The organism is Nocardioides sp. Leaf307 (assembly GCF_001423135.1).
Lineage (GTDB): Bacteria > Actinomycetota > Actinomycetes > Propionibacteriales > Nocardioidaceae > Nocardioides > Nocardioides kribbensis.
In genome coordinates this window covers 15,132-38,975 of record NZ_LMNY01000003.1, presented here as the reverse complement: position 1 = coordinate 38,975, position 23,844 = coordinate 15,132, and the positions used below count along the sequence as shown (strand labels likewise).

21 protein-coding genes are annotated in these 23,844 nt (G+C 75.8%); 9 read left to right on the top strand and 12 right to left on the bottom strand.

Annotated features, from left to right (window positions below; genetic code table 11):
- Complete coding sequence (locus ASF50_RS15145) at positions 1-951, top strand: DUF5926 family protein (RefSeq protein WP_056865182.1); 951 nt, start codon at positions 1-3, stop codon at positions 949-951.
- A gap of 246 nt (positions 952-1,197) precedes the next feature.
- Here ASF50_RS15145 and ASF50_RS15140 read toward each other — a convergent pair whose 3' ends face one another.
- The 6 genes from ASF50_RS15140 to ASF50_RS15115 all read right to left on the bottom strand — a co-directional run bounded on the left by ASF50_RS15140 (position 1,198) and on the right by ASF50_RS15115 (position 7,702).
- Complete coding sequence (locus ASF50_RS15140; protein WP_235557694.1) at positions 1,198-2,607, bottom strand: adenylate/guanylate cyclase domain-containing protein; 1,410 nt, start codon at positions 2,605-2,607, stop codon at positions 1,198-1,200.
- A 13-nt stretch (positions 2,608-2,620) separates the two neighbouring features.
- A complete protein-coding gene (locus ASF50_RS15135; RefSeq protein WP_056865183.1) occupies positions 2,621-2,998 on the bottom strand; it encodes a Crp/Fnr family transcriptional regulator in 378 nt (125 codons plus the stop codon).
- 319 nt (positions 2,999-3,317) lie between these two features.
- Positions 3,318-4,556, bottom strand: a complete 1,239-nt coding sequence (locus ASF50_RS15130; protein WP_056865184.1) for an arginine deiminase — start codon at positions 4,554-4,556, stop codon at positions 3,318-3,320.
- 190 nt (positions 4,557-4,746) lie between these two features.
- Positions 4,747-6,129 (bottom strand): nickel pincer cofactor biosynthesis protein LarC, encoded by a 1,383-nt coding sequence (gene larC / locus ASF50_RS15125; RefSeq protein WP_268778360.1) that lies wholly within the window; start codon positions 6,127-6,129, stop codon positions 4,747-4,749.
- Entirely contained in the window at positions 6,126-6,866 is a 741-nt protein-coding gene (gene larB, locus ASF50_RS15120) for a nickel pincer cofactor biosynthesis protein LarB (protein ID WP_082503257.1), read from the bottom strand. The genes larC and larB overlap by 4 nt, the downstream gene beginning before the upstream one ends.
- Complete coding sequence (locus tag ASF50_RS15115; protein ID WP_056865186.1) at positions 6,863-7,702, bottom strand: prephenate dehydratase; 840 nt, start codon at positions 7,700-7,702, stop codon at positions 6,863-6,865. The genes larB and ASF50_RS15115 overlap by 4 nt, the downstream gene beginning before the upstream one ends.
- A gap of 23 nt (positions 7,703-7,725) precedes the next feature.
- On the opposite strand from ASF50_RS15115, the gene ASF50_RS15110 reads away from it, so the two are divergent.
- A complete protein-coding gene (locus ASF50_RS15110) occupies positions 7,726-8,130 on the top strand; it encodes a DUF4446 family protein (RefSeq protein WP_082500459.1) in 405 nt (134 codons plus the stop codon).
- Between the two features lie 329 nt (positions 8,131-8,459).
- Positions 8,460-10,094, top strand: coding sequence for an MFS transporter (locus ASF50_RS15105; RefSeq protein WP_056905075.1), 1,635 nt, complete (start codon positions 8,460-8,462; stop codon positions 10,092-10,094).
- Here ASF50_RS15105 and ASF50_RS15100 read toward each other — a convergent pair.
- The 3 genes from ASF50_RS15100 to ASF50_RS15090 all read right to left on the bottom strand — a co-directional run bounded on the left by ASF50_RS15100 (position 10,076) and on the right by ASF50_RS15090 (position 15,317).
- Positions 10,076-10,747 carry a response regulator gene (locus ASF50_RS15100; RefSeq protein ID WP_056865327.1) on the bottom strand — a complete coding sequence of 224 codons (672 nt, stop codon included), beginning with the start codon at positions 10,745-10,747 and terminating at the stop codon, positions 10,076-10,078. The two genes, ASF50_RS15105 and ASF50_RS15100, sit on opposite strands and share 19 nt — an antisense overlap.
- 74 nt (positions 10,748-10,821) lie before the next feature.
- Positions 10,822-13,605, bottom strand: a complete 2,784-nt coding sequence (locus ASF50_RS15095) for a DUF4118 domain-containing protein (protein WP_082503256.1) — start codon at positions 13,603-13,605, stop codon at positions 10,822-10,824.
- 137 nt (positions 13,606-13,742) lie between these two features.
- Positions 13,743-15,317, bottom strand: coding sequence for a diacylglycerol kinase family protein (locus tag ASF50_RS15090; protein ID WP_056865189.1), 1,575 nt, complete (start codon positions 15,315-15,317; stop codon positions 13,743-13,745).
- Positions 15,318-15,395: 78 nt separating this feature from the next.
- Here ASF50_RS15090 and serS point away from each other — a divergent pair, with 78 nt between their 5' ends.
- The 6 genes from serS to ASF50_RS15060 all read left to right on the top strand — a co-directional run bounded on the left by serS (position 15,396) and on the right by ASF50_RS15060 (position 20,629).
- Positions 15,396-16,730 carry a serine--tRNA ligase gene (gene serS / locus ASF50_RS15085; RefSeq protein WP_056905074.1) on the top strand — a complete coding sequence of 445 codons (1,335 nt, stop codon included), beginning with the start codon at positions 15,396-15,398 and terminating at the stop codon, positions 16,728-16,730.
- Positions 16,723-17,607 carry an HAD family hydrolase gene (locus ASF50_RS15080; RefSeq protein ID WP_321163142.1) on the top strand — a complete coding sequence of 295 codons (885 nt, stop codon included), beginning with the start codon at positions 16,723-16,725 and terminating at the stop codon, positions 17,605-17,607. Before serS ends, ASF50_RS15080 begins: the two co-directional genes overlap by 8 nt.
- Complete coding sequence (locus ASF50_RS15075; RefSeq protein WP_235557693.1) at positions 17,604-18,308, top strand: GNAT family N-acetyltransferase; 705 nt, start codon at positions 17,604-17,606, stop codon at positions 18,306-18,308. The genes ASF50_RS15080 and ASF50_RS15075 overlap by 4 nt, the downstream gene beginning before the upstream one ends.
- Positions 18,305-19,099, top strand: a complete 795-nt coding sequence (locus ASF50_RS15070) for an HAD-IIB family hydrolase (protein WP_056905073.1) — start codon at positions 18,305-18,307, stop codon at positions 19,097-19,099. Before ASF50_RS15075 ends, ASF50_RS15070 begins: the two co-directional genes overlap by 4 nt.
- A 17-nt stretch (positions 19,100-19,116) precedes the next feature.
- Complete coding sequence (locus tag ASF50_RS15065; protein WP_056905072.1) at positions 19,117-19,821, top strand: hypothetical protein; 705 nt, start codon at positions 19,117-19,119, stop codon at positions 19,819-19,821.
- A 349-nt stretch (positions 19,822-20,170) separates the two neighbouring features.
- Positions 20,171-20,629 carry a YkvA family protein gene (locus tag ASF50_RS15060; protein WP_056905071.1) on the top strand — a complete coding sequence of 153 codons (459 nt, stop codon included), beginning with the start codon at positions 20,171-20,173 and terminating at the stop codon, positions 20,627-20,629.
- A gap of 766 nt (positions 20,630-21,395) precedes the next feature.
- On the opposite strand, the gene ASF50_RS15055 is transcribed toward ASF50_RS15060, so the two are convergent.
- From ASF50_RS15055 to ASF50_RS15045, 3 genes are all read right to left on the bottom strand, one after another.
- Entirely contained in the window at positions 21,396-22,031 is a 636-nt protein-coding gene (locus ASF50_RS15055; RefSeq protein WP_056905070.1) for a bacterial proteasome activator family protein, read from the bottom strand.
- A 116-nt stretch (positions 22,032-22,147) separates the two neighbouring features.
- Positions 22,148-23,125: an NAD(P)H-quinone oxidoreductase gene (locus ASF50_RS15050; protein WP_056905069.1), complete on the bottom strand. Its 978-nt coding sequence runs from the start codon at positions 23,123-23,125 to the stop codon at positions 22,148-22,150.
- A gap of 161 nt (positions 23,126-23,286) precedes the next feature.
- Positions 23,287-23,583 carry a DUF6457 domain-containing protein gene (locus tag ASF50_RS15045; RefSeq protein ID WP_056905068.1) on the bottom strand — a complete coding sequence of 99 codons (297 nt, stop codon included), beginning with the start codon at positions 23,581-23,583 and terminating at the stop codon, positions 23,287-23,289.
- Positions 23,584-23,844: the final 261 nt, after the last annotated feature.

The window sequence follows — 23,844 nt, the reverse complement described above, 5'->3', positions numbered from 1 at the left end:
ATGGCGAAGAAGTCCCGCACCAAGGCCCGTGAGACCACCACCCCCGGCGAGGTCGGCCCGCGCCAGCCCTGCCCCTGCGGCTCCGGCAAGCGCTACAAGGCCTGCCACGGTGCTCCCGGCGGCCCCGCGGCGACCTTCGTCAACCGCCCCTTCGAGGGCCTGCCCTCGGAGTGCGACGTCATCGCGCTGCGCGAGCTCGTGCCCGCCGGCACCGCCCCGCTGACCCTCAAGGACGGCGTCACCGGCTCCGGGCGCGCCGTCACGCTCTGCTCGCTGCTGCCGATGGCCGCGCCCGCCATGGTGCGCGACTCCGGCGAGGTGTGGCTGGGCCTGCAGGTGCAGCACAACTTCGGCGACCCCGCCCGCGACCTCGGCGCCGTGCTCACCAAGGCCCTCGAGCAGGCCGAGCGCGGCGAGGCCGGCATCGTCGGGCTCACCGGCGACCCCGGCGAGGGCCCCCGCCTGCAGGACCTCGTCGAGGGCGGCACGCTCGACGTCACCGTGCACGAGGGCTTCGACTACTGGATCGCCGACGTCGACGACCGCGACGGCATGGCCGCCGCGCTGGAGCAGGCCAACGAGGCCGCCGCCCCGACGGCCAGGCTGACCTCGGTGGAGTCGGCGTACTGGACCAACGTCGGCACCAAGGAGCACCTGCGCTGGGTCATGCCCGAGCCCGAGGACCGGCTGCTCGACGCCCTCGCCCGCCTCCACGCCGCCGGCAAGGACGACATCGCCCCCGGCTCGCGCCTGGTCGGCATGTTCCGCGCCCACGGCCTGCTCGCCCCCGTCTGGGACCTCCCCGTCGGCACCGGCCCCGAGGCGCTCGAGGAGCCGGCCGCGCAGTACGCCGCCGACCTCGCCGCCGCCCTCGCCGACGACGCGCCCCTCACCCCCGAGGAGCGCTCGGCCCGCAACGGCCTGGCCAACCGGCAGCTGACCATCCGCTGAGGGCTGGGCCGGCTCGGCGGGTTTCACCAGCTGGCTGGTGAAACCCGCACCTGTCGGCCCACGCGTCGGCCGACAGGTGCGGGTCCGGGCCGACCGGTGTGACCGGTGGGGCCGGTGTGACCGGGCCGGGCTGGACGTCGGCCTCGTCCTCGGCGCAGCAGCCGACCGCCCGGCGTCGGCCCGAGGTACGCCGTGAGCGCCACGGCCCGCCGCGGCGTGGCGTCCAGCCACCGCGTGAGCCCGCGGTCAGCGGGGACGCAAGACGTAGGCGGGCAGGCGGGAGTAGCCCTTCACCGAGACCCGCCGCAGCCGCTTGAAGCGGTACGCCGCCGCCCCGTCGCCCGCCGGTCCGTCGCCCGCCGGTCCGGTGCCGGCGGGCCCGGTGCCCGCGCCGTCGTCGGCGTCAGGGTCGGCGTCGGGTCGCTCGCCGCGCCCGTGCTCGGCGCCGCCACCGCCGTCCCGGTCGTCGGGCTCGCTCCGGTCGGCGCCGGTGAGCACGTCGTGGGCGCCGCGGTCGACGAGCACGGCGCCGGGTCGGGCGACGGAGGTCAGCCGGGAGGCGACGTTGACGGTGGGCCCGAAGACGTCGCCGAGGCGGCTGACGACGTCGCCGTGGGCGACACCGGCCCGCACGGCGGGGAAGTCGTCGTGCTCGTCCTCGCCGCGGGCGGCCATGGCGAGGGCGACGTCGACGGTGGCGGCGACGTCGTCGGCGACGAAGAGCACCTCGTCGCCGATGTTCTTGATCACCCGGCCGCCGGCCTGCACGACGAGGTCGGAGACGGCGGCCTCGAAGCCCTCCAGCCACGCGACCAGCTCGGCGTCGCCGAGGGACTTGGAGCGCGAGGTGTAGCCGACGATGTCGACGAAGCAGACCGCCATCGCGGAGGTCTGGGTGCCGGCGGCGCCGGTGGTGTCGACGGCGAGCAGGCGGCTGGTGGCCGTGGCCAGGTGGCGGCGCCACACGTAGGACTGCAGGTGCTCGACCCGCTCGAGCGCCTCGGTGGCGAGCACGGCGAGGGTCTCGGCGGGGTCGCGCCCGCCGGGCCCGCCCTCACCGCCGACCGCCCGCGCCGACTCCAGGGTCACGTCGGCCAGCAGCGCGGCCTGCCACTCCGCGAGGCGGGCGTAGCTGCGGCCCCAGGTGCGCACCAGCGCCGACTGGCGCTCGGGGCTCAGCACCCCCAGGCGCACCAGGTCGCTGCTCCACCGCAGCGCCTGCACGTCGGCGGCGGTGAAGGCCACGTCGTCGTCACCGGCGGTCGGGAAGCCCAGCAGCCGCCACAGCTCCTCGGCCAGCTCCGAGGGCACACCGGCCCGCTCCGCGACCTGGCGCCGGGTCAGGCTCGGTGGCTCGCCGAGCAGGTAGGTCTCCAGGGGGGCCAGGGCCGCGGCCAGCACCGCCGGGTCGACGTCGCGTGCCTCTCCCGAGCCCTCGCCCGCTGCGCCGTCAGCCGGGCCGTCAGTCGGGTCGCCGGCCGCGTCGCTGCCGCCCGAGGCGGTCCGGTCGACCGGAGCCGCCGGGGCGCCCGCGGCTGCCCCGCCCGCCTCGCCTGCCGGGCCTGCCGGGCCTGCCGCGTCGGTCGCGCCGTCGACCGACGCGCGCTCCCCCGACCCGCGCCGGTCACCGGCGCGGTCGGCGTCGCGTCGGCTCACGGCGTACGCGGGATCAGGACTTGTCGCCGAAGCGCTCGCGCGCCACGGCCTCGAGCGCGTCGGAGAACTTCGGCATCTCCACGCGCAGCCTGGCGATCGCGTCGTCGGTGAAGTGGATCAGCTCGAGGGGGGTGAGCGCGACGACGCTGGCGGTGCGCAGCGAGTGGTTCATCAGGGCGGCCTCGCCCATGATGTCGCCCTCACCGAGCTGGGCGATCTCGGTGCCCTTGTGGCGCACCGAGACGGTGCCGGAGAGGATGACGTAGGCCTTGTCGGCGGGGGTGCGCTCCCAGATCGGCGACCAGCCCTCGGGCAGGGTCACCCGGGTGCCGGCGGAGCTGATCTTGGCGATCTCCGCCGGGCTGAAGGCGCTGAAGAACGAGTCGGCCATGGCTGGTGCCTCTTCCTGGTGCGTGCGTGTCGCGTGGTGCTCCCCGCGCGGGATCCTCCCGGAGTCGCTGCCGCGTGGCAAGCGGTCCGGGGGGCCCGACGGCGAGCGGGTCGGCCGCCGTGGCCGCGGCCGCCGCAGCGCACCGTGGTGACGCCCGGTGCGCGCGACTGCCGCCCCGTCACGACGGGTCGGGAGGAAGTGTAACTGCGCGTTACAGCAGGCGTACGCCGATGCGGCCGCGCCGCCCGGGTGGTCTGGTCGGGTGGCGCGGCCGGCTGGGCAGCTGGTCGGTCGGCTGGCCGGTGCGGTGCGGTGCGGGTCAGGCGGTCGGCAGCGGGTCGCGGGTGACGGGGCAGCTCATGCAGCGCGGGCCGCCGCGCCCGGAGCCGAGCTCGGAGCCGGCGATGCGCACGACCTCGATCCCGGCGTCCTCGAGGCGGGCGTTGGTCTCGTCGTTGCGCTCGTAGGCGACGGCGACCCGCGGGGCGAGGGCGAGGGTGTTGTTGCCGTCGTCCCACTGCTCGCGCTCGGCGGTGACCGGGTCGAGGCCGGTGTCGATCTGGTGCAGCTGGTCGATGCCCATGGCGTCGGCGGCGGCCTCCAGGAAGGGCCGCGGCTCGCCGACCCGCAGCACCAGCTCGTCCTCGCCGGCGGCGGGGTCGGCGGCGGTGACGGTGTAGGCCTGCAGGGTGTGCGCGACGTTGGGGTACATCACGATCTTGTCGACGTCGACCAGCGTGCAGATCGTGTCGAGGTGCATCGTCGCGCGCTCCTGCGCGATCGGCACGGCCAGCACGGTGTGGGCCAGGTCGGCGTGGAAGACCTGGCGCGCCAGCGACTCCACGCCGGCGGGGGTGGTGCGCTCCCCGACGCCGATGGCGATGACTCCGGGGGCCAGCAGCAGCACGTCACCGCCCTCGACGTGCTCGGCGTGCCAGCCGTGGATGCGCAGCGAGCCGGCGAAGCGCGGGTGCTCGGTGTAGATCAGCTCGGTCAGCTGGGTCTCGCGGCGCCGCGCGGGCATCGCCAGCGAGGTGATCGCGACCCGGTTGCGCACCCACACGCTGGAGTCGCGGGTGAAGAGCAGGTTGGGCAGCGGGTCGACCAGGAAGTCGTCGCTGGCCAGCAACGAGGTCACCAGGCCGTGGCCGCCGCGCACCTCGTCGTTGCGGATGCCGGCGGTGAGGTAGCCGGCCAGCTCGCTCGGCGTCGCGTCGCGCAGCGCGCGGGAGAGGTAGGTGCGCAGGGTGTCGCCCAGGTGCAGCCCCGACAGGCCGGTGGTGATGGCGTGGTTGCGCGCCGACTCGCTCTCGAGGGTCTCGGCGAGCAGCTCGGTGAGGTAGAGCACCTCCACGTCGCGCGCCCGCAGCGCCTCCGCGAAGGCGTCGTGCTCCTCCTGCGCGCGTGCCACCCAGGGCAGACCGTCGAAGAGGAGGCGGTCGTTGTTGCGCGGCGTGAGGCGCTTCAGCTCGTCGCCGGGGCGGTGCAGCATCACCGTGCGCAGCCGCCCGACCTCGCTGTCGGCGTAGTGCGTCGGGTTCTCGTGCGTCGAGGTCATGGGCCCAGCCTAGAGAGGTACGCCGGTCGCGCGCCGCTGGCCCGCCGCGTGGTGCGCGGAGGGGGCCGTCGGTGACGTCGCACGCGGTCACGTCCTACTGACCGTTGCGACCACTGGCCGGGCGTGGTGACTGTCAGGTGGTGGTCGCAACGGTCAGTAGGACGCGGCGCGGGGGCGGATCGGGCGGGGCTCAGCCGAGCAGGTCGCGGGCCAGGGCGGCGGCGCGGGCGAGCACGGTGCGGGCGGGCAGGCCGAGGGCGGCGGCGGCGCGGGCGACGTCGTCCCACTCGGGCTGGGCGGTGACGACGCGGCCGTCGAGGGTGGAGAGCTTGACCGCGACGCGGTGGCCGTCGAGGTCGACGCCGGCGAGGGTGCGGGGGAGCGCGTGCTTGGTGACGGGGTGCTCGCGCAGCCCGATCGCGGAGGTCTCGCGCAGCACCACGTCGCGCACGGCGGCGACGCGGGCCGGCACGACCAGCACTGACAGGGTGTGGGCGGGGCGGCCCTTCTTCATCAGCACCGGGGTCAGCCACGCGTCGGCCGCCCCGGCCGCGAGCAGCGCGTCGAGCACGCCCGGCCACACGCGGGGGTCGAGGTCGTCGACGTTGGTCTCCAGCACGACCTCGGTGGTGGTGTCGCCCGCGCCGGGCGCGCCCCCCGGGCCGCCCGCTCGGGGGGCGACGTCGACGGGGTCGCCGAGGAGCAGGCGGAGCACGTTGGCGTGGCCGGCCGGGTCGCGCCCGCCGGCGCCGACGCCGACCGCGCAGACGCGCAGCGGCGGCTGGGGTCCCCAGCCGGCGGCCAGCGTGGTGAGCAGGGCCGCCCCGGTGGGGGTGCACAGCTCCTGGGCGGGGGCGCCGGCCGGTCCGGCGTACGACGGGGCGCCGCGCAGCAGCTCCACGACCGCGGGCGGCGGCACCGGCAGCACGCCGTGGGCGCTGCGCACCGTGCCCGACCCCACCGCGACCGGGCTCACCGTCAGCCCGCCGGGCTGCGCTGCGGGCTGTGCTGCTGCGGCGGCTCCGGGGTGCAGGCCGAGGTGGACCACGCCGGCGCAGACGCCCACCACGTCGGCGATCGCGTCGAGGGCGCCGACCTCGTGGAAGTGCACCTCGTCGGCGGGGTGGCCGTGCACGGCGCCCTCGGCCGCCGCGAGGCGGGCGAAGACCGCCAGCGCGAGGTCGCGGACGGCGGGCGCGAGGTCGGCGGCGCCGAGGAGGGTGCGCACGTCGCGCCACGTGCGGTGGGTGGTGGAGTCGGCGACGACGACGTGGCAGCGCACGGCGGCGAACCCGCCGCGCCGCACCTGCTCGACCTCGAGGCGCACCGGCTCGGGGGAGACCGCGTCGACGGCCGCCTGGAGCACCGCCAGCGGCACCCCCGCGCCCAGCAGGGCGCCGAGGAGCATGTCGCCGCTCGCGCCGGAGGAGGCGTCGACCCAGGCCGACGCGCGTGCGGCGCCCTCGTGGTCCGCGCCGCCGGCCTCGCCCGCGCCGTCCGCCTCGCCCGCGCCGTCCGGGCGACCGGCGGGCCGCACCGGGTGGTCGCCGCTGGGGGCGTCGGGGTCGCTCACGGGCGCGGCGCTGCCCGCCGGGCCACGCGGGCGGCGAAGACGCCGGCGCCGTAGCCGTTGTCGACGTTGACCACGCTCACGCCGGGCGCGCAGGAGCTGAGCATCGCCAGCAGGGCGGTGACCCCGCCGAGCGAGGCGCCGTAGCCGACCGAGGTGGGGCAGGCCACCAGCGGCACCCCGACCAGCCCGCCGACCACCGAGGGCAGGGCGCCCTCCATGCCGGCCACCACGACCAGGCAGTCGGCCGCCTCGAGCCGCTCGCGCACGGCGAGCAGCCGGTGCAGGCCCGCGACGCCGACGTCGTCGATGCGCTCGACCCCGGCGCCGTGCACCCGCACGGTGAGCTCGGCCTCGGCCGCCACGGGGGCGTCGGAGGTGCCGGCGGCCACGACGAGCACCCGTCCGGCGGGTGTCGGGAGCGGACCGAGGGTGGCCGCGCGGGCCACCGGGTGCAGCGCCGCCTGCGGCAGCTCCTCGGCGAGCGCGGCGAGCGCCTCGGGGGCCAGTCGCGTGGCGAGCACCGCGCGGTCGGGGTGCTGGGCGTGCAGGCGGCGCAGGATGGCGACGACCTGCGCGGGGGTCTTGCCCTGCCCGAAGACGACCTCCGGGTCGCCGGTGCGCGCGGCCCGGTCGAGGTCGAGGCGGGCGAAGCCGAGGTCCGCCGTACGCCCGTCGGGAGCGTCGGTGGCGTCGGTCCCGTCCACGCCGTCCGGGTGCTGCTCCGAGGGCGAGGTCATGCGCGGAAGGGGTCGGCGGGGTAGACGCCGAGGATCTTGACGTCGGTGGTGAAGAAGGCCAGCTCCTCCAGGGCCCGCTTCAGGCCGGGGTCGTCGGGGTGGCCGTCGACCTCGGCGAGGAACTGGGTGGCGGTGAACTGCCCGCCGACCATGTAGCTCTCCAGCTTGGTCATGTTGACGCCGTTGGTGGCGAAGCCGCCGAGCGCCTTGTAGAGCGCGGAGGGCAGGTTGCGCACGTTGAAGATGAAGCTCGTGACCACCGGGCCCGAGCCGGGCGCGGCCTCGACGAGGTCGCGGGAGAGCACGACGAAGCGGGTGGTGTTGTGGTCCTCGTCCTCGACGTCCTCGGCCAGCACCTGCAGGCCGTAGATCTGCGCGGCCAGCGGCGGGGAGATCGAGGCCTGGGTCGGGTCGCCGGCCTCCGCGACCTCGCGCGCCGCTCCCGCGGTGTCGCCGGAGATGACCGGCGTGAGGCCGTGCTCCCGGATCACCTTGCGGCACTGGCCCAGCGCGTGCACGTGGCTGTGCACGGTGTCGATCGACTCCAGGGTCGCGCCCGGCACGCCCAGGAGGTGGAAGCGGATGCGCAGGAAGTGCTCGCCGATGATGTGCAGCCCCGAGTCGGGCAGGAAGTGGTGGATGTCGGCGACGCGCCCGGCCAGGGAGTTGTCGATCGGGATCATGGCCAGGTCGGCCTCCCCGGACTCCACGGCGGCGAAGACGTCCTCGAACGACGCGCACGCCAGCGCCTCCCAGGAGGGGTAGTGCTCCTGGCACACGATGTGGGAGTTGGCTCCCGGCTCGCCCTGGTAGGCGATGCGTCGCTGGTTCGGCACGCGGGCAGTTTAGGTTGAGCGGCGTGATCGCTGTCGTCGTGCTCTCCCTGGTGGTCGCCCTCGCCGCCGTCGCCCTCGCCGTCGTGGCGCTGCGTCGTACGGCGGCGCCCCCGGCCGGCGACGCCGAGGCGCTGCCCGCCGACGTCGAGGGACTGCGCCGCGAGGTCGCCGCCCTGCGCGCCGAGGCCCGCGACGCCCTGCGCCACCTCTCGGTCGTGCGCTACGACGCCTTCGGCGACATGGGCGGCCACCTCTCCTGGTCGCTGGCCCTGCTCGACGACTCCGGCCACGGCGTCGTGCTGACCTCCATCCACGGCCGCTCCGAGGCCCGCACCTACGCCAAGACGATCGTCGCCTGGCGCTGCGAGCAGCAGCTCTCCCCCGAGGAGCAGGAGGCCGTCACCGCGGCCCGCCCGGGCAAGGGCTGAGCGGCTCGGCGGGTCACAGGCTCGGCGGGTTTCAGGCTCGGCGGGTTTCACCAGCCGGCTGGCGAAACCCGCACTGGTCGGCCCACGCACGGGCCGACACGTGCGGGTCCGGGCCGACAGGTGGCCGCTCGGCCGGCGGGCGAGCACCGCGCCGACCTCGCTCGTCGCCGGCCGGGCTGCGGGTGAGGGCCCAGGGGCCGGAGGTCGCGTCGTCCTCCTCGCCGGCCCGCTCACCCCTCCGGCCACGATCGGTTGACCACTGCAACCGTCGGCGTACCGTTCACCGAGTCACCGTCAGCCACGTGAGCACCCAGCCGCAGGAGCACCCCATGTCCCACCAAGCCGTGGCCACCGACCACAGCGCCGCGACCCGCTCGAAGTGGTGGACCCTCGCCGCGGTCTGCACCGGGGTGTTCATGCTGCTGCTCGACATCACGATCGTGAACGTCGCGCTGCCCGACATCCAGCGCGAGCTCGACGCCTCGCTCTCCGACCTGCAGTGGGTCATCGACGCCTACGCCCTGAGCCTCGCCGCGCTGCTGCTGACCGCGGGCTCGCTGGCCGACCTCTTCGGGCGCCGCCTGGTCTTCACCCTCGGCCTGGTGCTGTTCACCATCGGCTCGGTGGCGTGCGGCGCCGCCCAGGACATCGTCCTGCTCACGCTGGCCCGCGCCTTCCAGGGCATCGGCGGCGCCGCGATGTTCGCGACCGCGCTCGCGCTGCTGGCCACGGCGTACGTCGGGCGCGACCGCGGCGTGGCCTTCGGCGCGTTCGGGGCCACCACCGGCGTCGCCGTCGCGATCGGCCCGGTGCTCGGCGGCGTGCTCACCAGCGGGCTGTCGTGGCGCTGGATCTTCTTCGTCAACATCCCGATCTGCGTGGTCGCGATCGCGATCACGCTGCTGCGGGTGCAGGAGTCGCGCAACCCCCACGCGGGCCGGCCGGACTGGTTCGGCTTCGTGACCTTCAGCCTCGCGCTGGGCTCGCTGGTCTACGGCCTCATCGAGGCCGGCCAGGACGGCTGGGGCGACCAGCGGGTGGTCGGCTTCCTGGTGGCCGCGGCGGTGCTGATGGCGGTCTTCCTGGTCAGCCAGGTGCGCCAGCGCTCCCCGATGCTCGACCTGAGCCTGCTGCGCAAGCCGACCTTCGTCGGCGGCCTCGTGGCGGCCTTCGGCGTCTCCGCCTCGATCTTCTCGCTGCTGACCTACCTGGTCATCTACGTCCAGAACGTCCTCGACTACTCCGCCGTCGGCACCGGCGTGCGCTTCCTCTTCCTCTCCGGCGCCTCCTTCGTGGCCGCCGCGGTGGCGGGCCGGCTGACCGAGAAGGTGCCGACCAAGTGGCTCATCGGCCCCGGCTTCCTCGTGCTGGGCGTGGGGCTGCTGCTGGTGCTCGGCATCGAGGACGACTCCACGTGGACCCACCTCATCCCGGGCCTGCTCGTCTCCGGTCTCGGCATCGGCCTGATCAACCCGCCGCTGGCCTCGACCGCGGTCGGCGTGGTCACCCCCGAGCGCTCGGGCATGGCCTCCGGGGTCAACTCGACCTTCCGCCAGGTCGGCATCGCCACCGGCATCGCCGCGCTCGGCTCGATCTTCGGCAACCAGGTCGCCGACGCCGTCACCTCCGACCTCACCGGCCAGGTGCCCGACCAGGCCCTGCCCGGCCTGGTCGCCGCGCTCTCCGGCGGTCAGGTCCAGGCTGCGGCGCAGGGCGCCCAGGCCGCCGCGGCCTCCGGGGCCGGGGGTGCCTCGGCCGGCCAGCAGGCCTACGACCTCGTCAACGGCGTCGGCACCTCCGCGGTCGTCGACGCCCTCAACCACATCACCGCCATCGGCGCCGGCATCGCCTTCGTCTCCGGGGTGCTGTGCCTGCTGCTCATCCGCCAGAAGGACTTCGTGGTCCACGGCGCCCCGCCCGCCGAGGCGTCGGCGCAGCAGCCGCCTCAGGGCTCCAGCGTGTAGCCCAGCCCCGCGGAGGTGATGAGGTGCCGCGGGTGGGCGGGGTCGTCCTCGAGCTTGCGCCGCAGCTGCGCGGCGTAGACCCGCAGGTAGTGGGTCTCGGAGTGGTAGGCCGGCCCCCACACCTCCCGCAGCACCTGCTCGCGGGTCACCAGCCGCCCCAGGTGGCGCGTGAGCAGCTCGAGGAAGGCCCACTCCGTGGGCGTGAGCCGTACGTCGTGCCCGCGCCTCGCGACGCGCTTGCGGGCCAGGTCGATGCGCAGCTCGCCCACGACCACCACGGGCTCGGCGGGGGCGGCGGTCTCGGCGGCGCGGCGCACCGCGGCCCGCAGCCGGGCCATGAGCTCGTTCATCGCGAAGGGCTTGGTGACGTAGTCGTCGGCGCCGAGGTCGAGCGCCTCGACCTTGTCCTCGCCGTGCTGGCGCGCGGAGAGCACCACGATCGGCACGCTGGTCCAGCCGCGCAGACCGGTGATCACCTCGGTGCCGTCGAGGTCGGGCAGGCCGAGGTCGAGCAGCACCACGTCGGGGCGCCCCCCGGCGGCGGCCTCGAGCGCCGTGCGGCCGTCGGGGGCGGTGGTGACCTCCCAGCCGGCGGCGCGCAGGTTGACCGCGAGGGCGTGGGCCAGCGGCGCCTCGTCCTCCACCACCAGCACCCGCGGGCGCGGCCGGGCGGCGGCGTCGTCGCCCGACCCGTGCGCGGGCGACCGGTCGGTGCGCTCCGGCCCGCTCACCGGGCCACCCCCTCGGGCCGGTCCTCGTCGGCCACCGGTCGGTCGGCCGCTCCGGTGGTGGGCCGGGTCGCGGGTCCGGCTGCGGGCTCCGCCGCGGGCCCAGCCGCGGGCCCAGCCGCGGGTCGGGTGGCGGGTCCGGCGGCCGTTGGGTCGGCGGGTCCGTCGGCCAGGGGGTCCCGGCCGGCGCCCGCCCGCGGCACCGACAGCACCATGGTCAGCCCGCCGCCGGGGGTGTCGTCGGCCTCGAGGGTCGCCCCCACCGCCTCGGCCAGCCCGCGGGCGACGGCCAGGCCGAGCCCGAGCCCGCCGGGGGAGCGGTCGCCGAGGCGCTGGAAGGGCTCGAACATCCGCGCCCGCTCCGCCGGCGGCACCCCGGGGCCGCGGTCGACCACCAGCACCTCGACGCTCGTGGGCTGCACGTGGGCGAGCACGCGCACGGCCACGCCGTCGGAGACCCGCACGGCGTTGGCGACCAGGTTGGCCACCACCCGCTCGAGCAGGCCCGCGTCGGTGCGCACCAGCGGGGTGTCCTCGGCGACCTCGAGGCTCACCGCCCCCGGGGCGTGGCCCGACACCGCCAGGGGCAGCACCTCCTCCAGGCTCCGGTCGGCGAGCACCGGGTGCACCAGCCCGGTGCGCAGCCGCGAGAGGTCGAGCAGGTTGTCGATGAGGCCCTCCAGCTGCTCGGTCGAGGCGCCCACGCTGCTCACCAGCGCGGCCCGGTCGGTCGGGTCGAGGTCGGCGCCGCCCGGTCCGCTGCCGATCAGCCCGTCGACCGAGGCGCGCATCGTGGCCAGCGGGGTGCGCAGGTCGTGGGAGACCGCCTGCAACAGGGCGGTCGAGGTGGCCTCGGCGCCCTCGAGGGCGACCGCGCGCTCCTCGCGCGCCCGCAGCCGGCGGTGCTCCAGCACGAGGGAGGCCTGCACCGCGAAGGCCTCCAGCACCCGCTGGTCGCTGGCGCGCAGCGTCTCGCCGCGCAGGCACAGCTCGTGCACGTCGTCGACGCGCACGCGGGTGTCGGCGGCCTCCGGCGTCGCGGCCGGGCCGTCGCCGGAGGCGGCCACGACCCGCCACCCGGTCGGCGCGGGCGCGGCGCCGGCCGACCCCGCGGTGCCCGGCGTACGGCCCGAGGAGGCGTCGGCCCGCCCGTCGGCCCCGCCGGCGTCGACGGAGGCGGCGGCACCGCGGGCCAGGAGGGCCACCGAGGTCTGCCCGAAGACCTCGCGCACCCGCTCGGTGACGGCCTCGGCGGTGTCCTGGCCGGTGAGCACCGAGCGCGACAGCGAGGCCAGCGTGGCCGCCTCGGTGCGGGCGCGCAGGGCGTCGGCGGCGCGGCGCGAGGCCCGGTCGACGACCGAGGCGACCCCGGCGGCGACGGCGACGTAGACCAGGAGGGCCACGACGTCGGAGGGCTGGGCGATGGTGAGCCGGCCGACGGGCTCGGTGAAGTACCAGTTGAGCAGCACGAAGCCGAGCAGCGCCGCCAGCAGCGCCGGCAGCAGCCCGCCGACGAGGGCGACCAGCACCGCCGCCGCGAGCAGCAGCATCTCGGCGAGCGGCAGCTGCCCCGGGCCCTCGACGCGGGTCAGCACGGCGGTGAGGAGCACAGGGAGCAGCAGGGCGCTGAGCCAGCCGGCGACCTGGCGCGAGCGCGAGAGCGGGGAGAGCAGCGGGCGGCCCTGCAGCCGCCGGCCGACCTGGTCGTGGGTGACCAGGTGCACGTCGATGGCGCCGGCCAGGGAGGCGATCCGGTCGCCGCTGGAGCCCACGAGCAGCCGCCGCAGCCGGCCGTGGCGGCTGACGCCGACCACGACCATGGTGGCGTTGGCGCCCGAGGCGAAGTCGACCACCGCCGCCGGCACGTCCTCGCCGACCACGGGGTGGAAGCTGCCGCCGAGGTCGGCCACCAGCTGCTGGACCCGCGCGATCGGCTCGCCGCCCTGCGGGCGCAGCCCGTCGGTGGCCAGCACGTGCACGGCCATCAGCTCCGAGCCGGCCGCCCGCTGGGCCAGCCGGGCCCCGCGGCGCAGCAGGGTCTCGCTCTCGGGCCCGCCGGTCACGGCCACGACGATCCGCTCCTTGGTCGGCCAGGTGTGGGCGATGCGGTGGGCGCGGCGGTAGTCACCGAGCGCGTCGTCGACGCGGTCGGCCAGCCACAGCAGCGCCAGCTCGCGCAGCGCGGTGAGGTTGCCGACGCGGAAGTAGGAGGCGAGCGAGGCGTCGACGTTCTCGGGGCGGTAGACGTTGCCGTGGGCCAGGCGCCGGCGCAGCGCGTCGGGGCTCATGTCGACCAGCTGGATCTGGTCGGCGGTGCGCACGACCTCGTCGGGCACGGTCTCGCGCTGGCGCACCCCGGTGATCCGCTCGACCTCGTCGTTGAGCGACTCCAGGTGCTGGATGTTGACGGTGGTGACGACGTCGATGCCGGCCGCGCGCAGCTCCTCGACGTCGCCGGCCCGCTTGTCGTGGCGCGAGCCCGGGGCGTTGGTGTGGGCCAGCTCGTCGACCAGCACCACCGCGGGCCGCCGGGCCAGCACGGCGTCGACGTCCATCTCGGTCAGGCGGGCGCCGCGGTGCTCGACCACCCGGCGCGGCAGCACCTCCAGCCCGGCCACCGCGGCCTCGGTGTGGCGCCGGCCGTGGGTCTCGACGTAGCCCACGACCACGTCGGTGCCCCGCTCCGCGCGCCGGCGGGCCTCGTCGAGCATCGCGTAGGTCTTGCCGACCCCGGGCGCCGCGCCGAGGTAGACCGTCAGCCGGCCCCGGCGCGCACCCTCCATGCCCCGATCCTCCCACCGGCCCGCGCGCGACCCCAGCGCCACGACGTCAAGGAAGCGTCAAGACCCGACCGCCCGCACCGGCCCGCAGCCACGGCCCGGGTCTGCGCCGCAGCCGCACGGCGGCGACGTACGTCGTGTCAGCGCGGCACGCGCACCAGCACGCGGCCGTGCACGCACTCCATGCGCAGCTCGCAGCCGGGGCCGATCGAGTCGCCGTCGAGCTGGCGGGGGGTCTCGGTGGCGGCGCGGACCACGACGGAGTGACCGGTCATCCGGTTGACCAGCTCGTCGGTGTGCTTGCGCTTGAGCAGTACCCGCCAGGCCAGCGGGATCCAGGAGAGGAAGTTGCGCGGGTGGAGGATGACGACGTCGAGGGTGCCGTCGTCGATGGCGGCGTCGGGCAGCAGCGGCATGCCGGCCTGGAGGAAGCCGACGTTGCCGACGACCACGGTGCGGGCGCGGTGGGTGGTGGGCTCGCCGCCGTCGACGGAGATCTCCACCTTCACCGCGGGGAACATGATCGACTTCAGCCCCGAGAGCACGTAGGCCAGCCAGCCCACGCGCTTCTTGATGTCCTCGTTGACGCCCTCCATGATCGCGGCGTCGAAGCCCATGCCGGCCATCACCATGAAGTGGCTGTCCTCGATGCCGTCGCCGCTGACGGCGACCATGTCGATCGCGCGGTCCTGGCCGGTGAGGGCGACGTCGATGGCGGCGCGGATGTAGAGCGGCACGGCAAGGTTGCGGGCCAGCAGGTTGCCGGTGCCGGCCGGGATGATCCCGATCGGGATGCCGGTGCCGGCGAGCTCGGCGCAGACCTCGCGCACGGTGCCGTCGCCGCCGCACACGATGACCAGGTCGGCGCCGGCGACCGCGGCGGCCTCGGCCATGCCGGTGCCGGGGTCCTCGACGGTGGTGAGGTGCCAGCGCGGCTCCGACCAGCCGGCCTCGGCGGCCATCGCGGAGACGGTGGCCTGGAAGGCCTCGACGCTCTCCACCTTGATGGGGTTCAGGACGACGTGCAGGCGCCGGGCCGAGGGGTAGGGGTCGGGCAGCGGGTCGGACTTGACCGCGTGGCTGCGCGGCAGCGGGGAGTAGAGGGCCAGCACGAGCAGCGCGACGCCGACGCCGAGGAGCACGCCCGCGGTGACGTCGGTGGTGTAGTGGCGCCCCAGCAGGACCCGGTCGGCGCAGACGACGACCACGAGGACGGCGACGGCGCCGAAGGCCAGCCGCCGCACCCCGGCGCGGCGTACGAGCATGACGACGAGCACGACGACCACCGCGCCCCAGGCGGCGATGGAGGAGGCGTGGCCCGACGGGAAGGCGTTGGAGGAGAGCACGGCGTCGGGGTTCTGCCACGGCGGGCGCTCCCGGCCCACGGTGAGCTTGAGCCCGGTGGTGGCCGCGGAGGTGATGGCCATGACGAGCACGGCGTAGAGCGCGGCGCGGCGGTGCCCGCGGGTGAACATGAGCACCGCCACGACCGCCGTGAGCACGGTCATGCCGACCGTGCCGAAGGCCGCCTCCACCAGGTGCAGCGGCGTGCGCAGCCAGCCGAGGTCCACGGCCCAGGCCTCGATCGGGTCCCCGCGCTCGTCGAGGCCGCTGAGCGGGCCCCAGGCCTGGGTGACGGCGAGCGTGAGCAGGGCGAAGGCCACGAAGCACGCGCCGGCCCAGCTCAGGAGGACGAGGCGGGGGCGGTCGAGCACCCGGACAGTATGCCGACGCCCCGGGGGGCCTGTGGAACTCGCGTGAGGCGGCGCCGCCCGCCCCGATAGCCTCTCACCATGATCGACCCCCGGATCCTGCGAGACGACCCCGACCGCGTGCGCGCCGCCCAGGCCAAGCGCGGCCTGTCCGACGCGGTGGTCGACACCGCCCTGGCCGCCGACGCCGCGCGCCGGGCCGCGATCGGCGAGTTCGAGGCCAAGCGCGCGCAGCAGAAGCAGCTGGGCAAGCAGATCCCGCAGGCCCAGGGCGAGGAGAAGCAGGCGCTGCTGGCGCAGACCAAGACCCTGGCCGCCGAGGTCAAGGCGGCCGAGGCCGCGCAGGGCGAGGCCGAGGAGGCCTGGCGCGCCGCGCTGCTCAGCATCCCGAACCTCGCCGACGAGCAGACCCCGGCCGGGGGTGAGGACGACTTCGTCGTGCTCGAGACCGTCGGCACGCCCCGCGACTTCGCCGCCGAGGGCTTCGAGCCGCGCGACCACGTGGAGCTGGGCCGCCTGCTCGGTGCGATCGACCTCGACCGCGGCGCCAAGGTGTCGGGCTCGCGGTTCTACTTCCTCACCGGCGTCGGCGCCGAGCTCGAGCTGGCCCTGGTCAACCTGGCCATGGAGCAGGCCCGCGAGGTCGGCTTCACCCAGGTCATCGCGCCTTCGATGGTCAAGCCCCGCGCCATGGACGGCACCGGCTTCCTCGGCCAGGCCGCCGACGACGTCTACCGCATCGAGGGCCAGGACATGTACCTCGTGGGCACCTCGGAGGTGCCCATGGCGGCCTACCACTCCGACGAGATCCTCGACGGCGCCGCGCTGCCGCTGCGCTACGCCGCCTTCAGCCCCTGCTTCCGCAAGGAGGCCGGCTCGCACGGCAAGGACACCAAGGGCATCATCCGGGTGCACTGGTTCGACAAGGTCGAGATGTTCGTCTACACCACGCCCGAGGAGGCCGTCGCCGAGCACCAGCGGCTGCTGGAGTGGGAGAAGATGTTCCTCGACAAGCTCGAGCTGGCCTACCAGGTCATCGACGTCGCCGCCGGCGACCTCGGCCTCTCGGCGATCCGCAAGTTCGACTGCGAGGCCTGGATCCCCACCCAGGGCAAGTACCGCGAGCTCACCTCGACCTCCAACTGCACCGAGTTCCAGACCCGCCGCCTCGACACGCGCGCCCGGTACGCCGCCGGCGCTGCGGCCGGCGAGGGGTCGGGCGGCAGCGGCGGCGGCAGCGGCACCGAGGTCGGCCCGGTCGCGACCCTCAACGGCACGCTGTGCGCGATGACGCGCACCATCGTGGCGATCCTCGAGACCCACCAGCAGGCCGACGGGTCGGTGCGGGTGCCGAAGGCGCTGCAGAAGTGGATGGGCCGCGAGGTCCTCGAGCCGCTGGGGCCCGCGCGTGGCTGAGCTGGTCACCGAGCCCGGCGGCTTGGACGGCGCCGACGGGCGCCCCGCCCCCGGCCCGGGCTGGCGCCCGCGGCTGGTGGCCCTCGACATCGACGGCACGCTGCTGCGCTGGGTCGACGGCGGAGGGGCGGCCCACGAGGAGATGTCGGAGGCGGTGCGCGAGGCCGTCCGGGCCGCCCGTGACGGGGGTGCCCACATCGTGCTCTCCAGCGGGCGCAGCCCCCACAGCATGACCGACGTGGCCGACCAGCTGGGCCTGGGCAGCGAGGACGAGCCGGTCTGGGTCGTGGCCTCCAACGGCGCGGTCGTCTTCCGCTACCCGCCGCTCGACGTCGTGCTGGAGGAGACCTTCGACGCCCGCGCCGCGGTCGCCGCCGTGCTCGCCGAGCACCCTGACGCCATCGTGGCGGTCGAGGAGCGCGGCGTGGGCTACCGGCTCAACAAGCCCTTCCCCGAGGGCGAGCTCACCGGGGAGATGATCCTGGCCGACGTCGAGGACATCGTGGCCGAGCCCGTCAGCCGCGTCATCATCCGCGACCCCGCCGCCACCGCCGACGACTTCGTGGCCCTCGCGGCCCGTCTGGGCCTCCAGGGCACCGACTACGTCGTGGGGTGGACGGCCTGGCTCGACCTCGCCGCCGCCGGGGTCTCCAAGGCCTCCGGCCTCGACCACGTGGCCGCCGAGCTCGGCGTGACCGCCGACGACGCGCTGGCCATCGGCGACGGGCGCAACGACCTCGAGATGCTCGCCTGGGCCCGGCGCGGGGTGGCCATGGGCCAGGCCGTGCCGGAGGTGCACGCGGTCGCCGACGCCACCACCGCCAGCGTCGACGACGACGGTGCCGCCGTCGAGATCCGCCGCTGGTTCCCCGCGTGAGCGGGCAGGCGGCCCTCGTGGTCGGGCCGCCGCGCGTGGTCTCCACCGAGCGGCTGGCGCTCGTGCTGTGGTCCCCCGAGGTCGCGGCCGATGTGCGGGCGCGCCGCCGACGTCCCGAGTTCCACCCCGACTTCCCGCGCCCCGACGACGCCGACGCCGCGACCCTGTGGGTCGACGGCGACGCCTGGGGGCCGCGCAGCATCGTGCGCGGTCGCACCGTGCTCGGCTCGATCGGCTTCTTCGGTCCGCCCGAGCCCGCGGCCGACGCGACCCCCGAGACCGAGGTCGGCTACGGCCTGGTGCAGGAGGCGTGGGGGTGGGGCTTCGCCACCGAGGCGCTGCAGGGGCTGCTCGCCCACACCGACCACGTGGGGGTGCGGGTGCGGGCCGGCGTACGCCCCGACAACCGGGCGAGCGTGCGCGTCCTCGCGAAGTGCGGCTTCACCGAGCTGCGGGGCTCCGACGAGGAGGGCCGGCTGATGATGGCGAGGCCCCTGCCGGGCACGGCCTCGCCGCTCGCGGGCACCGGCGCGCGGCGCGCCGCGGAGCGCGAGCAGGACCGGTTCGAGCGGCTCGAGCAGGAGCGGCTGGAGCAGGACCAGGCGGCGACCGACCCCGCGACCGACCTCGCGACCGACCCCGCGACCGGCCCGACGGCCGGCCCGACGGCCGGCGCGACGCCGGCGGAGGAGACACCGTGAGCCTGCCCCGTCTGGTCGCCACCGACCTCGACGGCACCCTGGTCCGCTCCGACGGCAGCGTGTCCGACTACACCCGCGAGGTGCTGCTGGGCGTCGAGCGCCTCGGCGTGCCCGTCGTCTTCGTGACCGGCCGCCCGCTGCGGTGGGCGCGCGACGTCTTCGACCACGTCGGCGACCACGGTCTGGCCGTGGTCTCCAACGGCGCCCTGCTGTGGGACGTCGCCGCCGACCGGGCCCGCCTCGAGCGCGCCATCTCCGCCGAGGACGCCCTGGCCTTCTGCCGCGACCTGCGTGCGGCCGTGCCGGGCACGGCGTTCGCGGTGGAGGACCTCGACGGCATCGCCCTCGAGCCGGGGTTCATGGAGCGCCACCCGATCCCCGATGCCAGTCGGCGCGCCCCTCTCGAGGAGCTCATGGACCGCCCGGCGCTCAAGCTGCTGGCGCGCCACGAGGAGCTCGACGCCCAGGACTTCTGGGACCGTGCCGAGGCCGCCACCGGCGGTCGGCTCACCATCACCTGGTCGTCGTCGAGCGCCCTGCTCGAGGTGAGTGCGGCCGAGGTGACCAAGGCCTCGACGCTGGCGATGCTCTGCGCCGACCTGGGGGTCGAGGCCGCCGACGTCGTGGCCTTCGGCGACATGCCCAACGACCTGCCGATGCTGGGCTGGGCGGGCACGGCCTACGCCATGGCCGACGCGCACCCCACCGTCACCGCCGCCGCCGACCACGTCGCGCCGGGTCACGACGAGGACGGTGTGGCCACCGTGCTGGCTGGTGTGTTCGGGCTGTGATCTGGTCTCATGGGCGCGTGCCCGCCCTCGGACAGACACCCGCCGCGTCGGCGACGCCGCCGGCCCCGGCCGCCACGCCCCTGCTGCGGTGGGCCACGGGTCTGCTCGTGGTGGCGCTGGTCGTCCTCGCGGTGCTGGTGGGTCAGGGAGCCTCCGGCGGCGCCGGCTCCGCGTCGGCCTCGCCGTCGCCCTCCCGCACGCCCAACACCTGCGCCGACGCCGACCTCGCCGAGCAGATCCGCACCGCCGACGCCGTCTTCACCGGTGTCGTGACCTCCTCGACGAGCTCGCAGGCCGAGGGCGGCGACGGCGCGGAGATCCTGCACGAGGTGCAGGTCGACCTGGTCTACAAGGGCCGCAGCAGCGTCACAACCCCCGAGGTGCAGGTGCGCAGCCTGCGCGGCACCGAGCAGGGCTGCGACCTGGGCGCGCTGGAGGACGGCGAGGAGTACGTCTTCGTCGTCGCCGCCGACGGCGACTCCTGGTTCGCCGGCGGCGACAGCGGCACCGCCCCGGCCACGGCCTCCTACGTCGAGCAGGTCGACGCCATCGTCATCGCCGAGCCCCGCCCGCCGGTCTCGCCGGAGCCCGAGCAGGCCTCCTTCGAGGCCCTCGACCCGGCCGAGCCGACCACGCTCACCCGCGCCGCCGCCCCCGGCGCGGCCCTGGTCATCGTCGGGCTGCTCGGCCTCGTCGTCGTCCGCCGCCTCAACCGGCGCTGACCCGCCCACCGTCGGTGCTCCGCCCACCGTCGGTGACCCGCCCCGCGACGCTGACCCGCCCCGCGACGCTGACCCGCCCCGCGACGCTGACCCGCCCACCCGCGGTGGTCCGCCCACCCTCAGTGCTCCGCCCACCGTCGGTGACCCGCTTCCCGACGCTGACCTACCCACCGTCGGTGCTCCGCCCACCGACGCTGACCCGCCCACCGTCGGTGCTCCGCCCACCGTCAGTGGTCCGCCCACCCGCGGTGCTGCGCTGCCGGCCGGCGGCTGGACCCGTGCTCGCACCCGCGGCCGGGCTCGCCACCGCCGTCGGACCCGCGCCTGCGTGCGACCGCGAGGCCGCGCGGTGAGCCGGCCCTGGTCGACCCTGGTCGCCGTCGGCGGTGGTCTCCTGCTGCTGTGGGCCGGGCTGGTCCTGGCGCTGTGGCTGCTGGCCCGCCGCGACCAGCGCACGGGCAGCCTGCGCGAGGCGCTGCGGCTGCTGCCCGACGTCGTGCGGCTGCTGCGCGCGCTGGCCGCCGATCCCGACCTCCCCCGTGGCGTGCGGCTGCGGCTCGTGCTGCTGCTGGCCTACCTGCTGATGCCGCTCGACCTGGTGCCCGACCTCATCCCCGTCGTCGGCTGGGCCGACGACGTCGTGGTCGTCGCCCTCGCGCTGCGCTCCGTGGTGCGTCGCGCCGGGCCCGACGCCCTCGACCGCCACTGGCCCGGCACTCCCGACGGGCTCACCGTCGTACGCCGCCTGGCCGGCCTGCCGACGCCTCCCGCGACCGGACGCCAGCCCGGCTCCGGCTCCGGGCTCTGACCCCGGCCCCGGCCCCGAGTCTGGGCCCGGCTCTGACCCCGACCCCGGCCTCGGCCCCGGATCTGGGCCCGGCTCCGGCTCTGGACCCGGCACCGGACCCGGGGCCGGGGCCCGCACCCCGCCCGGCTCCCCCTGAGGCGCTCTCGACCGGCACCCCCTGGGGGTGGCAGCGGCTGCGCGGCGCTCCACGACGCCGGCAACGTCTCCTGGGTTGAACGAACGTTCGATCAACCCGGACAGTCTGCCCGGAGGTCTCCAGCGTCGGTCGACCGTCCGACCACTCCGCACGGCCCGGCACCGGAAGAACCCTCCGACCGCGGCCCTCCTCAGACCGTCCCCAGCGCCGGCAACGTCTCCCGGGTTGAACGAACGTTCGATCAACCCGGACGGACTGCCCGGAGGGGTCTCCAGCGTCGGACGACCGTCCGACTACCCCGTACTCCCCGGCGCCGGAGGACAGCTCCGACCGCCGCCGCCCTCGGACCGTCTACAGCGGCGGGCACAGGCCGACCCCGGCCCACCTCGGGGGCCGCGGTCGCGCCGCCACGTCCCGCCCTGCGACGATCCGAGGAGCCGCCGTGCCGCGGCACCGCCTCCCGCCCGTCCCCGCTCACGTCGCCGGCGGGCGGGCGAACGCAGGCCGCGCCGTGCGCCTTCCCGTGGCGCTCACCGGTCTCGCGACCCTCGCGGCCGCCGCCCCCGCGGACGGCGCCGCGCCCTCCGCACCGCGCTGAGCCCCCCGCACTGCTGAGGGCGGGTCGGGCGCTCAGAGGTACATGCCCCCCGAGCCACCGGGCGACTCGGCGCCCGGCTGCCCCGGACCCGGCTGCCCCGGCTGGCCGGGCTGACCCGGCTGACCGGGGCCCGGGTGGCCCTGGCCCGCGGGCAGGCCGCGACGCATCTGCTCGAACTGCGCCCTCGCCTGCATCTGCTGGGCGTAGATCGCGGTCTGGATCCCGTGGAAGAGACCCTCGAGCCAGCCGACCAGCTGGGCCTGGGCGATGCGCAGCTCGCCCTCCGACGGGGTGGAGTCCTCGGTGAAGGGCAGGCTGAGGCGCTGCAGCTCCTCGACCAGCTCGGGGGCGAGGCCCTGCTCGAGCTCGGCGATGGAGGCCTGGTGGATGTCCTTGAGCCGGTTGCGGCTGGCCTCGTCGAGCGGCGCGGCCTTCACCTCCTCGAGCAGCTGACGGATCATGCTGCCGATCCGCATCACCTTCGCCGGCTGCTCGACCAGGTCGGTCACGGCGCGCTCGCCGTCGCCGTCGCCGTCCTCGTCGCCGCTCGCGGCCTGCGCGGCCACGGCCAGGGCCGAGGCGGGCACGCTGCCCATCGGCTGGCCGTCGGGGCCGACGATGACGATCTGCTGCTCCTGCTCGGGGCTCTCGCCCTGCTGCTCGGTCATGGGTTCCACCTTAGGTACGTCGAGAGATCGGTCGAGAGACCGGTCGGGAGGTCGGTCGGGGGCGCCCGGCAGCAGCGGCAGTGACCGGGAGTCGCAGCCGCTGCGGGCGGGGCCGGTCACGTCGTGAGCAGGATCTTTCCGGTGTGCGACCCCGAGGTCATCAGCTCGTGGGCGGCGACGACCTCGTCGAGCGGCATGGTGCCGTGCACGACCGGCGTGACCGACCCGTCGGCCAGCAGCGGCCACACGTGCTCGACGAGGGAGTGGCAGATGGCAGACTTGTTCTCCACCGAGCGCGCCCGCAGGGAGGTGGCGACCACGCTGCCGCGCTTGCGCAGCAGGGTGCCGAGGTCGAGCTCGGCCTTGGCACCGCCCTGCATGCCGATGACCACGAGCACGCCCTCGAGGGCGAGCGCGTCGACGTTGCGCATGAGGTACTTGGCGCCCATGTTGTCGAGGATGACGTCGACCCCGGCGCCGTCGGTGGCCTCCTTGACCACCTCGACGAAGTCCTGGTCGTGGTAGTCGATGGTCACGTCGGCGCCGAGGTCGCGGCAGAAGGCGAGCTTCTCGGCGGTGCCACCGGTGGTCATGACGCGGGCGCCGCGGGCGTGGGCCAGCTGGATAGCGAAGGTGCCGATGCCGCCGGCGCCGCCGTGCACCAGGAAGGTCTGCCCGGCCTCGAGACCGGCGATCATGAAGACGTTGGACCACACCGTGGCCGCCACCTCGGGCACGGCCGCGGCCGTGACCAGGTCGAGCCCGGCCGGCACGGGCATGACCTGGCCCTCGGGCACGGCGACCTTCGTCGCGTAGCCGCCACCGGCGAGCAGCGCGCAGACCTCGTCGCCCACGGCCCAGCGCGTCACGCCCTCGCCGACGGCGGAGACCGTGCCGGAGCACTCCATGCCGATCACGTCGGAGGCGCCGGGCGGGGGCGGGTAGTGGCCCTGGCGCTGCAGCAGGTCGGCGCGGTTGAGCCCCGCGGCCGCGACGTCGAGCACGACCTCGCCGGGCCCCGGCTCGGGGTCGGGCAGCTCGGTGACGGACAGGACCTCGGGACCACCGGTCCCCTGGGCGACGACAGCACGCATGCCTGCGACCCTAGGCCGCCGCGACGACGCCCGGACCACCCCTAGGTCCAGGCCCGCTGCCGACCGGCGCGCCGCCGTCGTACGCCGCAGCCCGAGCCCGCAGCCCGAGACCGCAGCCCGGAGGCCGGCGATTGGAGGCCTCAGTCCAGAGGCGGCAGCCCTCAGCCGGCGCTGTGGCGCGCGGCCCACTCCTCGGCCAGCCGCTCGGCGCGGGCCGACAGCTCCTCGACCACCGCGGGGTCGCCGCCGCGCAGGCCGGCGGCGAGCCCGACGAGGTAGGTGGTCACCGGCGCGGCCGGCCGCAGCACCCCGTGCGCGGCCACGCGGGCCAGGTCGAGCACGAGCGCCTCGTCGACCTCGTGACCCTCGAGCCCGAGCGCCGCCGTGGCCTCGTCGATCCAGTCGGCCAGCGTCGGCACGGCGGGGGCGGGGGTCTGGTCGTCCGCGGGGGAGGTCATGGCCCCAGCCTCTCAGGTGCCGGCCGCTCGGGTGCCGGCCCCGGTCTCCCGCTGACCCCCACTCGCGGCGCGGTCCTTCCCGCGCCATTGCGCTGCTTGCGCAGCTGAGACGTTCGCACCGGTGCGCCAACGGTGCAAACCTGGCTCAGCTGCCCGGTCTTGTCCGCGCAATTGCGCCGCTTGCGCAGCCGAGACGCCCGGACCGGTGCACCAGCCACGCAAACCTGGCTCGGCGGCTCGATCCTTCTCGCGCCATCGCGC

Excerpts from the sequence above, each read along its gene's own strand:
- ASF50_RS15145 (WP_056865182.1), top strand. The coding sequence starts at position 1 with ATGGCGAAGAAGTCCCGCACCAAGGCCCGTGAGACCACCACCCCCGGC.
- ASF50_RS15135 (WP_056865183.1), bottom strand. The coding sequence starts at position 2,998 with ATGGCCGACTCGTTCTTCAGCGCCTTCAGCCCGGCGGAGATCGCCAAG.
- ASF50_RS15130 (WP_056865184.1), bottom strand. The coding sequence starts at position 4,556 with ATGACCTCGACGCACGAGAACCCGACGCACTACGCCGACAGCGAGGTC.
- larB (WP_082503257.1), bottom strand. The coding sequence starts at position 6,866 with ATGACCTCGCCCTCGGAGCAGCACCCGGACGGCGTGGACGGGACCGAC.
- ASF50_RS15105 (WP_056905075.1), top strand. The coding sequence starts at position 8,460 with ATGTCCCACCAAGCCGTGGCCACCGACCACAGCGCCGCGACCCGCTCG.
- ASF50_RS15095 (WP_082503256.1), bottom strand. The coding sequence starts at position 13,605 with ATGGAGGGTGCGCGCCGGGGCCGGCTGACGGTCTACCTCGGCGCGGCG.
- serS (WP_056905074.1), top strand. The coding sequence starts at position 15,396 with ATGATCGACCCCCGGATCCTGCGAGACGACCCCGACCGCGTGCGCGCC.
- ASF50_RS15055 (WP_056905070.1), bottom strand. The coding sequence starts at position 22,031 with ATGACCGAGCAGCAGGGCGAGAGCCCCGAGCAGGAGCAGCAGATCGTC.
- ASF50_RS15050 (WP_056905069.1), bottom strand. The coding sequence starts at position 23,125 with ATGCGTGCTGTCGTCGCCCAGGGGACCGGTGGTCCCGAGGTCCTGTCC.
- ASF50_RS15045 (WP_056905068.1), bottom strand. The coding sequence starts at position 23,583 with ATGACCTCCCCCGCGGACGACCAGACCCCCGCCCCCGCCGTGCCGACG.